This is a genomic window from Pseudomonas sp. CFBP 8772, assembly GCF_014841665.1.
Taxonomy (GTDB): domain Bacteria; phylum Pseudomonadota; class Gammaproteobacteria; order Pseudomonadales; family Pseudomonadaceae; genus Aquipseudomonas; species Aquipseudomonas graminis_B.
This window is the reverse complement of record NZ_JACYUI010000014.1, coordinates 1-13,138: the sequence shown is the minus strand read 5'-3', so window position 1 is coordinate 13,138 and position 13,138 is coordinate 1. Positions and strand designations below refer to the sequence as shown.

General features: G+C 61.1%; 15 protein-coding genes. 5 read left to right on the top strand and 10 right to left on the bottom strand.

Annotation, left to right across the window (positions count from 1 at the left end; genetic code table 11):
• Nucleotides 1–107: 107 nt before the first annotated feature.
• The 7 genes from IFT99_RS22695 to IFT99_RS22665 form a co-directional block, all read right to left on the bottom strand.
• Complete coding sequence (locus IFT99_RS22695; protein WP_192135309.1) at nt 108–1,244, bottom strand: AGE family epimerase/isomerase; 1,137 nt, start codon at nt 1,242–1,244, stop codon at nt 108–110.
• Between the two features lie 106 nt (nt 1,245–1,350).
• A complete protein-coding gene (locus tag IFT99_RS22690; protein ID WP_065987774.1) occupies nt 1,351–1,923 on the bottom strand; it encodes a HupE/UreJ family protein in 573 nt (190 codons plus the stop codon).
• 49 nt (nt 1,924–1,972) lie between these two features.
• Nucleotides 1,973–2,587 (bottom strand): urease accessory protein UreG, encoded by a 615-nt coding sequence (gene ureG / locus IFT99_RS22685; protein ID WP_074891382.1) that lies wholly within the window; start codon nt 2,585–2,587, stop codon nt 1,973–1,975.
• Nucleotides 2,588–2,645: 58 nt separating this feature from the next.
• Nucleotides 2,646–3,320 (bottom strand): urease accessory protein UreF, encoded by a 675-nt coding sequence (locus tag IFT99_RS22680; RefSeq protein ID WP_192135308.1) that lies wholly within the window; start codon nt 3,318–3,320, stop codon nt 2,646–2,648.
• Nucleotides 3,317–3,817, bottom strand: coding sequence for an urease accessory protein UreE (gene ureE, locus IFT99_RS22675; protein WP_192135307.1), 501 nt, complete (start codon nt 3,815–3,817; stop codon nt 3,317–3,319). The genes IFT99_RS22680 and ureE overlap by 4 nt, the downstream gene beginning before the upstream one ends.
• Nucleotides 3,818–4,026: 209 nt before the next feature.
• A complete protein-coding gene (locus IFT99_RS22670) occupies nt 4,027–4,659 on the bottom strand; it encodes a TetR family transcriptional regulator (RefSeq protein ID WP_065987770.1) in 633 nt (210 codons plus the stop codon).
• 251 nt (nt 4,660–4,910) lie between these two features.
• Nucleotides 4,911–5,297, bottom strand: coding sequence for a hypothetical protein (locus IFT99_RS22665; protein ID WP_192135306.1), 387 nt, complete (start codon nt 5,295–5,297; stop codon nt 4,911–4,913).
• 151 nt (nt 5,298–5,448) lie between these two features.
• On the opposite strand from IFT99_RS22665, the gene IFT99_RS22660 reads away from it, so the two are divergent.
• On the top strand, nt 5,449–7,518 hold the full coding sequence (locus IFT99_RS22660) for an AsmA family protein (RefSeq protein WP_192135301.1): 2,070 nt from the start codon (nt 5,449–5,451) through the stop codon (nt 7,516–7,518).
• Between the two features lie 241 nt (nt 7,519–7,759).
• On the opposite strand, the gene IFT99_RS22655 is transcribed toward IFT99_RS22660, so the two are convergent.
• Both IFT99_RS22655 and osmE read right to left on the bottom strand, forming a co-directional pair.
• A complete protein-coding gene (locus IFT99_RS22655; RefSeq protein ID WP_192135299.1) occupies nt 7,760–8,293 on the bottom strand; it encodes a ferritin-like domain-containing protein in 534 nt (177 codons plus the stop codon).
• Between the two features lie 311 nt (nt 8,294–8,604).
• The gene (gene osmE, locus IFT99_RS22650) at nt 8,605–8,943 is read right to left on the bottom strand and encodes an osmotically-inducible lipoprotein OsmE (protein ID WP_065987766.1); all 339 of its coding nucleotides are present in this window, start codon (nt 8,941–8,943) and stop codon (nt 8,605–8,607) included.
• 198 nt (nt 8,944–9,141) lie between these two features.
• On the opposite strand from osmE, the gene IFT99_RS22645 reads away from it, so the two are divergent.
• Both IFT99_RS22645 and IFT99_RS22640 read left to right on the top strand, forming a co-directional pair.
• Nucleotides 9,142–10,032 carry an esterase/lipase family protein gene (locus IFT99_RS22645; protein WP_192135297.1) on the top strand — a complete coding sequence of 297 codons (891 nt, stop codon included), beginning with the start codon at nt 9,142–9,144 and terminating at the stop codon, nt 10,030–10,032.
• Between the two features lie 58 nt (nt 10,033–10,090).
• The gene (locus tag IFT99_RS22640; protein WP_074891368.1) at nt 10,091–10,327 is read left to right on the top strand and encodes a hypothetical protein; all 237 of its coding nucleotides are present in this window, start codon (nt 10,091–10,093) and stop codon (nt 10,325–10,327) included.
• Nucleotides 10,328–10,353: 26 nt separating this feature from the next.
• Here IFT99_RS22640 and IFT99_RS22635 read toward each other — a convergent pair whose 3' ends face one another.
• Nucleotides 10,354–11,238: a DMT family transporter gene (locus IFT99_RS22635; RefSeq protein WP_192135393.1), complete on the bottom strand. Its 885-nt coding sequence runs from the start codon at nt 11,236–11,238 to the stop codon at nt 10,354–10,356.
• 151 nt (nt 11,239–11,389) lie between these two features.
• Here IFT99_RS22635 and IFT99_RS22630 point away from each other — a divergent pair, with 151 nt between their 5' ends.
• Both IFT99_RS22630 and IFT99_RS22625 read left to right on the top strand, forming a co-directional pair.
• On the top strand, nt 11,390–11,680 hold the full coding sequence (locus IFT99_RS22630; protein ID WP_065987763.1) for a PsiF family protein: 291 nt from the start codon (nt 11,390–11,392) through the stop codon (nt 11,678–11,680).
• Nucleotides 11,681–11,868: 188 nt separating this feature from the next.
• A complete protein-coding gene (locus IFT99_RS22625; RefSeq protein ID WP_065987762.1) occupies nt 11,869–12,879 on the top strand; it encodes an AI-2E family transporter in 1,011 nt (336 codons plus the stop codon).
• Nucleotides 12,880–13,138: the final 259 nt, after the last annotated feature.

Here is a 13,138-nt window from a genome sequence, read left to right as displayed (position 1 = left end):
ATTCCAACCGCTGAATATTTAGCGGACGTACTTGCCCATTCGCGAGCAAGCTCGCCCCCACAGGGGTCGCCGCCAATCTCTGATGGGATGACCATCAGGGAATCAGCTCAGCCGATAAAAAACTCGGCCAGCCCGATGTAGCAGGTCGCCAGGTGATACGGCGTTGTCGACGGCATGTCGCTGCGGCTGATCTGTCCCTGGCTGTCGAGGCACTCGTTCCAGCCGGTGGGGTGCAGAAACTGCGTTTGCAGCGCAGTCAATTGGCGCGCCAGCAGATGTTCGCTCTCAGGCCGTAACGTCAGCGCGCGCAGGTATTCAGCCTGAGCCCAGATGCGCTGCGTGCCGTCTTTTACCGAACCGTCCACTTCCAGCATCGCCGCGACCGCGCCAGTCGTCTGGTCGACACCCTGTGCTTCGGCGTGGGCGAATGCAGTCTCCAGCGAGCGATACAGCGGCGTGCCCCGCAGACGCGCGGACGATGCCAGCAGATAAAACCATTCAAACTGATGACCCGGCTCGGACCAGTTATCCACAGCGTCCAGCGGTTTCTCCAGCATGACGCCGTGATCGACGTCCACGAAGCGTCGCTGCATGGCTTCTACCAGGGCATCCAGCGCCGCCAGCGTGTCAGCGTCATCACGCACGGCCAAGGTGCCGAGAAATGCTTCGGCCAGATGCATCAGCGGGTTTTGCAGCGGGCCGGCGTTGAGCGAAGACCAATCCTCGGCCAGCACGGATTCGTACAAGCCATCGCCATCGGCGAAGCGTTCGGCGACCACGTTCAGCGCGGCATTAAGCACCGACTCCACCAACGGCTCACGGACCTTGCCCCAGTAGTGCGCGCAGGCGAAGACGATGAAGGCGTGAGTGTAGAGATCCTTGCGGCGATCCAGCGGTGCGCCCTGTGGATCAATGCTGTAGAACCAGCCGCCGTGCTCGGCGTCGTGAAAGTGCTGCTGCAACGAACGAAACAGCGCGGCCGCGCGGGTGGCGGCGTCGGGCACGTCGGGGTGATCGATCAGGCTTGAAAACAGAAACAGCTGACGCGCGCAGGCCATGGCCCGGTAGCGCTGTGGCGGCAAAGGCCGATGCTGGGCGTCGAGCGCCTCGAACGGCAACGCCATCTCGGCATTCCACCCCGGGCCCTGCCACAACGGCACGACCACGCGCATGAAGTGCTGCTGCAGCTCAGTGAACAGGGCGGACAGTTCAGACTTGGCGGTGGGAAGGGAAGCGTCAGGCATTGGATGGCGTCACGGCAGTGGCAAATTGCGCGACATGGTAGCAGGAGGTGAGGCGGGCGGGGCAGCGGGGATCGATTGATCCCCGCCGAACCCTATAACGCATGGTTTAGCCCGCGAACAACCAGATGCCGGCTGCGGCCGACAGCGCACCTGCGATCCGCACCACTGGTGCCGCCGCGGTTGGCAGAAACCGCACCACGGCATAACCCGCTGCATGCAGCGCAGCCGTCGCGCCGACGAATCCGAGGGCATAGCCCCACGGGCTCGACATTTCAGGGAGCTCCAGACCGTGGGCGACGCCGTGGAACAGCGCAAACAGCGCCGTCGCTGCTACAGCCATGAACAGTGGCGGGCGTACGGCCAGCGCGACCGCCAGGCCCAATGCAAACACCGATGCCGCAATACCGCTCTCCAGTGCCGGCAATGCCAGGCCTTCAAACCCGAGCAAGCCGCCCATCAGCATGGTGCCGACAAACGTGCACGGCAGCGCCCAGCGCGCGGCGCCTTTTTGCTGTGCAGCCCAAAGCCCGACAGCGATCATCGCCAGCAGGTGATCGATGCCGCCCAGTGGATGGCTGATGCCGGCCACAAGACCGCTTTCATCATGGCCGGGGTGGGCGAAGGCCAGCGCCGGAACGAGGAGCAGCGCCAACGCGCCGAATACTTTTTTGCCGTTCATGAATGAATTCCTTGCTTCACTTGGGTGTTAGCCATTTGGGTGGACGAAATCAGGCCGCAGTCAGCAGACCCTGGCGCTCGATGAACGCGATGATCTGCTCCAGGCCGTGACCGGTTTTCTGGTTGCTGAACACGAACGGCTTGTCGCCGCGCATCTTCTTCGTGTCGCGGTCCATCATCTCCAGCGATGCACCCACCAGCGGCGCGAGGTCGATCTTGTTGATCACCAGCAGATCGGATTTGCAGATGCCGGGGCCGCCCTTGCGCGGCAGCTTGTCGCCGGCTGACACGTCGATCACATAAATGGTGAGGTCCGACAGCTCCGGGCTGAACGTCGCGGACAGGTTGTCGCCGCCGGATTCGACGATGATCAGGTCCAGCCCCTCGAAGCGCCGATTGAGCTGGTCGACCGCTTCCAGATTGATCGAAGCGTCTTCGCGGATCGCCGTGTGCGGGCAGCCACCGGTTTCGACGCCGATGATGCGCTCGGGCGCCAGTGCTTCATTGCGCACCAGAAAATCAGCGTCTTCACGGGTGTAGATATCGTTGGTGACCACCGCGAGGTTGTAACGATCGCGCAGGGCCAGGCACAGCGCGAGCGTCAGCGCGGTCTTGCCGGACCCGACCGGACCGCCGATGCCGACGCGCAAAGGTTGGCTGTTCATTCGTTCTCTCCGTTAAGCATGGTGTGCGGTTCGAGGTGCTGCGGCGATGGCAGCCACCTCATGATCGGAACAGGCGGCTGTACTGCCGCTCATGGTTCATGCTCGCCAGCGCCAGACCGAATGGCGCGCTGCCGATGTGTTCAGGATTCAGTACGGTCGCGTCGTGCTGGGCCTTCTGCAGCAGCGGCAGCAACTCACTGGTCAGGCGCTGTGCAGCTTGCTGCCCCAGTGGCAGGGTTTTCATCAGCACCGCCAACTGGTTTTCGAGCCAGCTCCAGAGCCAGGCAGCGAGCGCGTCCTGAGGGCTGATCTGCCAGGCGCGCGCGGCCAGTGCCCAACCCAGCGCCAGATGTGGCTCGCCCATACGCTGTAGAAAGTCCCGCGCGGGCTGATCCATTTCCGGCAGACCGTTGAGCAATTGCTGCAGCGAGTAGCCCATCTGCCGGCTTTCCAGATGCAGTTCGCGGGTTTCGCGGCTGGCGCGATGCTCTTCGCTCAATTGCAACAAGGCCGCCCAGTCGTCTTCGGCAGCCGCCGTGCAGTGCGCCAGTAAAAGCGGCGCCTCGAATCGTGCAAGGTTGAGCAGCAACTGGTCGCCAATCCAGCGGGCGGCGCTGGCCGAGTCGTGGACGGTCGATTGCTCGACCGCCATTTCCAGGCCCTGGGAATAGCTGTAGCCGCCGATCGGCAGCTGGGGGCTGGCCAGACGCAGCAGCGCCCAGGCTGCGTTCACGTGCGTACGCCGAATTGATGAATGCGCGGCGCGTAATTGAAATCTTCCTCACCGGCGCGCGAGTGGTGATGGCCGCCGCCATAGGCGCCGTGCTCGGGCTGGAAGGGGGCTTCGATGGATTCGGTCGTGGCGCCCAGTTGATCGAGCATGGCCTTGAGCACGTAGTCGTCGAGCAGACGCAGCCAGCCGTCGCCTACTTGCAGTGCCACATGGCGGTTGCCCAAGTGATACGCCGCCCGGGTCAGCTCGAACGTGTTGCTGCACGTCACGTGCATCAGTTGCTCGGGGCGCGCGCAAACACGCACGATCCGCCCGTCTTCAGCCTTGAGAAAGTCGCCATCACGCAGCGGCGGCTGGCCCCGCTCAAGGAACAGCCCGACGTCTTCGCCCTCGGCACTGAAACAGCGCAGCCGGCTTTTGCTCCGCGCCTCGAATATCAAATGCAGCTCTGCGGCCCATTCAGCCTGAGGTTCGACCCGTTGATGAATCACCAGCATCAGAAAGCTTCCAGCAATGTGCGATGCAAGGGCTAGAGCAAGTGGCTTGCCAACAGATGGACAGGGCAGAAATTGCCAGAATACGGTGCAGTAAGGGCGGGGCTGATCACCTGAGTGCGACTTATCGGTGCGTCAGTTGCGAAGGCGCACCTCCGTGGTGCGAAGGGAGGGTCATGAAGCCGTGTTGCAGAGGAGTGAAGCGTCGCGACTCACTCGGTGCTGCCCAATCCCTGCCAACGCTTGGCGCCGATGAAGATAAAGCGCAGTTGCTGAGTGATTTTCGCGCGGGGGGTCAAATGTTCGGCCAATGCCGGGGGCGGCGGATCGATCAGCTCCGGAAGCATGGCAAACACGCTTTTTACCACGAGGTCGGCCATGACCGAGAGGTCGTCGGTGTTCAGGTGATGGAATTTGGGCATCGACGCCAGGTCGGTCGCGAGGTCGGCGATGATGCCTTCGCGCAGCGCACCGAGCGCCTGTCGGACCTTCAGCGAGCCGCCGTATTGTTCGCGCGCCAGGAACAGAAACTGCGAGCGGTTGGCGGCCACGACGTCCAGAAAGATGCGGATGGAGGCGTCGATGATGCCGCTGTCGATGTTGTCGTTGTGCCGCACGCGGCGGATGGTTTCGCGGAAGGTCTGACCGACTTCGCTGACCAGCGCCAGGCCGAGGTGGTCCATGTCATCGAAGTGCCGATAGAAACCGGTGGGTACGATGCCGGCTGTTTTCGCCACCTCGCGCAGGCTCAGACTGCCGAAACCGCGTCCGCTCTCCATCAGACCCCGGGCTGCATCGAGCAGGGCATGGCGAGTCTGCTGTTTCTGTTCGGCGCGGGGCAGCATGGGGCGTGTATCTGATAGAGGCATGGGCCGCAACTCTAGCAAATGCGTTTGCGTGGCGTCGAACCCGGTTTGACGTCGGGCAATAAAAAGCCCGGCGATCAGGGCCGGGCTGTTCACATGTTTTTTGTCGTGCCGATTTTTGGTTGATCTGAACGGCCTCTTCCCGGCTTAAGCCGGTTCCACTAACAAGCGCCGCGTTATTTCCGTAGGACTGGCTTTAGCCGGGAAGCTTTTGACGCAGCGGGTAAAAATCAGGAAACGCGCTGATACTGCTGAATCAGCCGATCAGGGCCGTTTTCGGCGACGCGCTGATATTGATTGATCAATCGGTCGGGGCCGTCCTGCGCAAGGGTCGGCAAACCGGAATGCTGTGTCGCCTTTGCTTCGCCGAGGATCGCTTGTTCGCTGGCAGGCATCGCGAACGCGCTCGAGGCAAGCAGGGAAAGGGTCAGGGCAATCAACTGGCGTTTCATGGAAGGATGCTCGGGTGTAAAGGGTGATGTGAACGTGCTGGCGATTTTACCGCTGCCCGCTTGATAAAGAAGTTCAGCGAGCTGATGGTGACCATCGACAGAAATGATGCGCCTCTGGACTCGTTGCCCGGCGGGCCTTTCAGCGAGTTTCAGAGGGATCGCCAAGCCCGTCTGGACGTACAGTATCGGTGGGGTGCGGAACTTTTCTGGCCTTGAATACAGATTTGATCAAACCGACGCGGCTTTTCTCAGTCGAAGCGTTACGACGTACGAGACGCGCCCTGGATGGCGCATCGGTTTTTGGGGAGACAACGCAATGACGCGAGGCCGTAAAATCTTCGCCTGGACAGCCGCAATCCTGCTGCTGTTGCTGGTGATTCTGATCATTGTGATCGCCACGTTCGACTGGAACCGACTCAAGCCGACCATCAACGAGAAGGTGTCTGCAGAACTCCATCGTCCCTTTGCCATCAACGGCAATCTGGCCGTGAGCTGGCACCGCGAGCCCGATGAAGGCGGCTGGCGCGCCTGGGTGCCGTGGCCGCACCTGTCGGCGGAAGACATCGCACTGGGCAACCCGGAATGGTCAAAGACGCCGCAGATGGTCACGCTCAAGCGCGTCGACCTGCGTTTGTCTCCCTTGCCGTTGCTGGCCCAGCGCGTGGTCATCCCGCGTATCAACCTGACCGAGCCCAACGCGAAGATCGAGCGTCTGGCCGATGGCCGCGCCAACTGGGTCTTTGATCTGCCCAAGAGCGACCCGAACGCCAAACCGTCGAGCTGGGTGGTCGACATCGGCTCGATCGGCTTCGACAAAGGCTTCGTGAGCTACAACGACCAGAAGATCAACACGGCCGTCGATGTCGTCATCGACATGCTGGGCAAGCCGATCCCCTACAGCGACATCGTCGGCAGCAGCGAGGCGAAGAAGGTTCAGGACAAGGGCGCTTCGGCTCAGGACTATGCCTTCGGCTTTACTGCCAAAGGCCAGTACCACGGCCAGAAACTCAACGGCAGCGGCAAGGTAGGTGGGCTACTGGCGCTGAAAGACGCGGCGTTGCCATTCCCGGTGCAGGCCGACGTCAGCGCGGGCGCCTTGCGTGTTGCGATCGCAGGCACGGTTACCGATCCGCAGAATCTGGGTGAACTGGACCTGCGCCTGAAATTGTCCGGCGACAGCCTCAGCAATCTCTATCCGCTGACCGGCGTGACGCTGCCGGATTCCCCTCCGTACTCCACAGACGGCCGCCTGATCGCGAAACTGCACGACCCGGCGGGTGCGTCGTTCCAGTACAAGGGCTTCAACGGCAAGATCGGCGACAGCGACATCCACGGTGATCTCGGCTTTGCCGCCAGCGAACCTCGCCCCAAGCTGACCGGCGCGCTGGTGTCCAACCAACTGCTGATGGCGGACCTCAAGCCGCTGATTGGCGCCGATTCCAATGCCGAGCAGAAAACCCGGGGCGGCGAGAGCAAACAGCCGACAGGCAAGGTGCTGCCGGTCGAGGAGTTCAAGACAGACCGCTGGGCTGCCATGGACGCCGACGTCGAGTTCACCGGCAAGCGCATTGTGCAGAGCGCCGACCTGCCGTTCACCGACCTGTACACCCACGTGGTGCTCAACGATGGTGTGCTGAGTCTGGAACCGCTGCGGTTTGGTGTGGCAGGCGGCAAGCTCGACGCCGACATCAAGCTCAACGGGCACACCCAGCCGCTGGAGGGCCGCGCGAAACTGTCGGCTCGCGGCTTCAAGCTCAAGCAGCTGTTCCCCACCTTCGAACCGATGAAAACCAGCTTTGGTGAGCTCAACGGTGATGCCGACCTCAGTGGCCGTGGCAACTCGGTGGCAGCGTTGCTGGGCACGTCCAACGGCGAGCTGAAGATGCTGATCAACGACGGCGCCGTCAGCCGTGGCCTGATGGAGATTGCGGGCCTGAACGTTGGCAACTACGTGGTGGGCAAGCTGTTCGGCGACAAGGACGTGAAGATCAACTGTGCGGCCACCGATGTCGGCTTCAAGGACGGCTTGGCGAGCACGAAGGTGTTTGTGTTCGATACCGAGAACGCGATTATTTACGTCGATGGCACGGCGAACCTGAAGACCGAGCAACTGGACATGAAGGTGACGCCCGAGTCGAAAGGCTTCCGGGTCTTCTCCCTGCGTTCGCCGCTGTATGTGCGTGGGCCGTTCAGCAAACCCAACGCGGGTGTTGAGTCAGGTCCGCTGTTGCTGCGCGGCGCGGGCATGGTGCTGTTGGGCGCTGCAGTCGGACCGGCGGCGGGATTGCTGGCACTGGTGGCACCGAGTAGTGGCGACGCGCCTAACCAGTGCACCGGGTTGCTGGAGCAGATGCGTTCAGGCAAGGCGCCTAAGACTGTGAAATAAGTTCGGCGCAGGATTCTGTGCCGTCTTTACTCACGCAATATGCCCGGGTTCGGCGCAGGCTTGCGTGGTACCCGGTCCCACAGAACCGCGTTCGGCGCCTGATTCAGCGTCAGGTTGATCTGGCCCTTGTGGGAGCGAGCTTGCTCGCGAAGAGCTCGGTATCCGCTAAACATTCCGCCTGAAAGTTACCCACAAAAAAGCCAGGGCATGTGCCCTGGCTTTTTGCATTGCGTGTCGCGTATCAGAGGCCGTCGAGCAGGTCTGCCATGTCGTCGGCGTGCTCTTCTTCCTGCGCCAGGATCTCTTCAAAGATACGGCGGGTGGTCGGGTCTCGGTCGCCGATGTACTGAATGATTTCGCGGTAGCTGTCGATCGCGATGCGCTCGGCCACCAGGTCTTCAGTGATCATCTCTTTAAGCGTGTTGCCGGCCACGTACTGGGCGTGGGAATTCTGGCTCAGCAGGTCCGGGTTGAATTCCGGCTCGCCGCCCAACTGCACGATGCGCTCGGCCAGCTTGTCAGCGTGTTCGAGCTCTTGATTGGCGTGTTCCAGAAACTCATCAGCGGCGGCGTGGGACTTGATGCCCTTGGCCATGAAGTAGTGACGCTTGTAACGCAGGGTGCAGACCAGTTCAGTCGCGAGCGACGAGTTCAGCAAACGCAGGACCTCATCACGATCACCGTTGTAGCCTTCAGTGACGGCGCCGTCTTCAACGTTTTTGCGCGCGCGCTCTCGCAGGGTGGCGACGTCGGTCATTGGGTGCAGATTGATCATCAGATTTCTCCAGGGCTTTTACGGTTTTTTCCGTCGCGCTCTGTTGCGCCATACGTCAAGCAGGCGCCCGGCGAGATCGGGTCTTAAGGTGTGAGTGGTGGGCGCTGGCAAAAGTTTGATTTTTGTTCGGGGACTTTTTGACGCAGTGTCAGATGGTCGGGTTGTAGGGGGACGAGGGTGATGCGGAGTCAAGACGGGGTGCGCTTGCTTCAAGGGAATCACTCGCGACAGCGGCAGCGCCGGGCATCTTTGCGATGCCTCGGCGCTCGTGATCGCGAGCGGACTCACCCATTCATACGGACGGCGTCAGATCACATGGCGCGTTCGTTGGCGTCACGCTGTTCGCAGGTCATGAAACCCTTGCTGTTGACGCGGCCATTGTTGTCGAAGGTGACGTAGTACGCCTGCTGATGGCCTTCGCGGTTCAGCACGTAGTTGTTGCAAGTACCTGGGTGGGCGCGACGCTGAATGGAGGTCGATGGCGTGCCGCCGATGGTCAGGACCTGTTCTTTGGTCATGCCTTCTTCGACTTGCTTGACCAGCGGCTCATTGCGATAGGTCGCGTAATCAACCGGGTTCGGCAGGGTGGTCGATGCGCAACCGGCCAATGCGGCCATGGAAATCACTACTGCCAGGGATTGCTTGAACATTCGAATCGCTCCGCGAAAAAGGCCATTGTTGGCCCGTTGCTGTTAGGAGCATTCAAGATGCAAAAGAGTTCGATCAAATTGATGGCGATGGGGCATTACCCGTACTGTCATGTTTTATGAATGTTTCCCGGCTACTTTGACGTGGCTGACTTGACCCCGCAGCGCTGAACAAAAACGCTCACTGAGGAACGCTCCTTAATGTCGCAAGAGCAGGCCACCCGTTATCCCATCGTCTTGGTACCGGGATTGATGGGCTTCGTGAAACTGGTGGTCTATCCGTATTGGTTCGGCATCGTGCCGGCGCTGCGTCGGGGCGGCGCGCAGGTGATTCCGGTCATGGTGTCGGCGGTCAATTCCACCGAGATTCGCGGCGAGCAATTGCTGGCCCGAGTCCAGGAAGTTCTCAAGGAAACCGGCGCGGCGAAGGTCAACCTGATCGGTCACAGTCAGGGAGCGCTGACCATTCGGTATGTTGCTGGCGTACGCCCGGACCTGGTCGCCTCGGTCACCTCCGTCGCGGGGCCCAACCATGGCTCCGAACTGGCCGACTACTTTGAAGCGCATTACCCGCCCCATACCCTGAAAGGGCGTGTGGTCAACGCTGCCATCCGCCTCACCACGCTCATCACCAGCCTGCTCGACACCGGTTATCGCGGTACGCGCCTGCCCGTGGATGTCGACGCTGCGCACCATTCGCTGACCGCACGCGGCGTGGCGCACTTCAACCGGCGGTTCCCCCAGGGATTGCCCGAACACTGGGGCGGGCAGGGCGAGGAGGAGGTCGGCGGCGTGCGCTATTACTCGTGGTCAGGGACCCTGCAACCGGGGCGTACCGACCGCGGCAAGAACCTCTTTGATACGTCAAATCTCACTTGCCGAATATTTGCTCGCACGTTCACGAAAGAGCGGGGTCAATCTGATGGCATGGTCGGGAGATGCAGTTCTCACCTGGGTAAAGTCATCGGTGATGACTACCCGCTCGACCATTTCGACATCGTCAACCAGCACTTCGGGCTGGTGGGCAACGGAGCCGATCCCGTGGGGTTGTTCCTTGAACATGCCGCGCGTCTCAAAGCCGCCGGTCTTTGACTTATTTGGCCGTAGTTCGTGATCAGTCGACCCGTGAGGTCGCGTAGGAAGAGATGCGATGAGCGATAAAGAGCTTTATGAAATCGAGTACACGCTGGCCGGTGAGCACCATGTCGATCTGATTGAAAACCTCGACGTGCCAATCATCGAGGTTGTGCACGAGCTGGCGCTCAAGCACAACGTGGCCGTTGAAGATGACCCCTTCGATACCGGTGAGGACACCATCGGTCTGCCCCATGTGCTGGGCATCACCGACGTGTCGATTCACGCTGCGCAGGAGCACGACAAAGCCTGATAGCCGGTTTCATTCGACGGACAGCGTTAATGGATTGCGGCCTTGCGCAGCGGTGTGGTCCAGCGTTCTGCCAGGATCACCCCGCCCAGCGTCAGGGCACCGCCGATGAAGTGATACGACGCCAGCTGCTCGCCCAGTGCGAGCGCAGCGACCAGCGCCGTCAGGATCGGCACCAGGTTGAAAAACAACGTGGTACGGCTTGGCCCGAGGATGGAAATCGCTTTCATCCACAGCAACGGCGCGAGCATTGAGGTCGGGATGCACGCGTAGAGCACCAACGGAATGTTGCTCGCATTCAGGCCGGTTTTCGGTGAAATCACGAACAGCGGAAACAGCGCGATGATCGCCACCAGGATCTGCAAATAAAGCAGCTGCAACGGCGGCATGCGCAACTGCCACTTCTTCAGCAGCGTGCTATAGGTCGCATAGGCCAGCGTTGCGACCAGCATCATCACGTCGCCGATGTTGATGCCATGGGCAATCAGCAAGCTCCAGCTCCCTTGGGACACCACCCACAACACGCCCGCAAACGACACGATAGCGCCGACCAGCGCGCCTGCGGTCAACCGGGTGCCAAGGCTGGCGATCGACATGCCCAGGGTCATCACCGGCACCAAAGACAGAATGATGCCCATGTTGGTGGCCGTCGTGATGTTCGCCGCGTAGTACGCCAGGCTCTGATAAATCGCCATGCCCAGCACGCCCAGCACCACGACCTTGCCGATGATGGGTTTGATCTGCGCCCGATTGCGCAGCACGGGACCCAGCAGAAACGGCGTGAACAGCAAGCCGGCCAGTAACCAGCGATAGAAGCCGATCTCGGCCGGGAAAATACGGCCCGCGGCGGCTTTGGTGATGACGTTGTTGCCCGCCCAGATCATGACGGTGAGCAGTGGATAAAGGTATTGCATGACCGGCCCGGCGGCTGAATGAGGCGCCATTATCGGCCTGTCAGTGCGCGCGTCCAGCGTGCGCTACGCATTTGCAGAAATATGCAGCAACATTCTTTGGCTACACTGCTCCGAAAGCCATGCAGGTGCGTGGCGCTTCCGGAGAAAAGCGATGACGATGCTGCGTATTCCTCTGCTGGTGATGGGCCTGCTGCTGAGCGCCCAGGGTTTTGCCGCCACCGCCCAACAAAACAAGATGACCACCTGCAACGCCGATGCCTCGGCCAAATCCCTCAAAGGCGACGAGCGCAAGGCGTTCATGAGCTCCTGCCTGAAGGCCGCGCCTGCGCCTGCCGCCACTCAACAGGAGAAGATGAAAACCTGCAACGCCACGGCCAGCACTCAGGCGCTCAAGGGCGATGCGCGCAAGGCGTTCATGAGCGATTGTCTTAAAAAGAAATAATTTTCCGAGCCAATGGCGGGCGTCGAAAGGCGGCGCCGGCCCCTGTACTTTCTGCGATTGCGGCCGATGATCTGGCCTGCAATCGCAGCCTCCCAACGCTTGAGCCCTGAAGGGCTTTCGCGTCGCTGGTTCTCCACTCAGAACGCTGGCAGACTGCCCATCCTTCACGCCGCTCGTTTTGAGGCTGTATGCCAACGTTTACGCCCCGTCAAGTCTATCTGGCCAGTTGCATTCTCGTGTTCGGCGGGTTGCTGCTGGTCTTGCCGCTCAACCTTCTGCCCAGTCTGCTGGCGGGTTTGCTGGTGTACGAACTGGTCGACATGCTCACCCCACAGCTGCAACGGCTGATTGCCGGCGAGCGTGCGCGGTGGCTGGCGGTGGCGTTGCTGGGGACTCTGGTGGTGACGGTGCTGGCGTTGCTGTTTGCCGGCGCGATCAGTTTCCTGCTGCACGAGGCGGAAAACCCCGGCGCGTCGCTGGATAAATTCATGATTCTGGTGGACCGCGCCCGCGGTCAGCTGCCGCCTTTCATCGACAACTACCTGCCGGCCAGTGCCACCGAGTTTCAGGTGTCCCTCAGCGCGTGGCTGACCAAGCACCTGGGCGAGCTTCAGCTGCTCGGCAAGGGGGCGGCGCACATGTTCGTGACGTTGCTGATTGGCATGGTACTGGGCGCGATCATCGCCCTGCAGCGCATCCCCGATGTCACCAAGCGCAAGCCATTGGCGGCGGCGCTGTTCGAGCGTCTGCATCTGCTGACCCAGGCCTTCCGCAATATCGTTTTTGCGCAAATCAAGATCTCGCTGCTGAACACGGCGTTCACTTCTATATTCCTGGCGGTGATCCTGCCGTTGTGTGGCGTGCACCTGCCGCTGACCAAAACCCTGATCGTGCTGACCTTCCTGCTGGGCTTGCTTCCGGTGGTCGGCAACCTGATGTCCAACACGCTGATCTTCATCGTCGGCATGTCGTTGTCGATCTGGGTGGCGGTGGCGGCGTTGGGTTATCTGATCGTGATCCACAAGGTCGAGTATTTCCTCAACGCACGGATCGTCGGCGGGCAGATCAGCGCCAAGTCGTGGGAGTTGCTGCTGGCGATGCTGATCTTCGAAGCCGCCTTCGGCCTGCCGGGGGTAGTGGCAGGGCCGATTTATTACGCGTACCTGAAGAGCGAACTGCGCCGGGCAGAGCTGGTATAGCGGCAGGTTTCAACCATTCGCGGCTACCCGCGGTGTGGAGGACCGGCTTCAGCCGGGAAGAGGCCTGCGCGGACACCCTCAATTTTGCGGCGTGACGCCTGACGCCTTCCCGGCTAAAGCCAGTCCTACGATGCGCCTCCGATGTAGTAGGACCGGCTTCAGCCGGGAAGAGGCCTGCGCAGACTGCAGTGGTCTAATTTCCCCGGACACCTCGATAAGTGGAAAATACATTTATCGAGGAGTTCTACATGACCAGAAA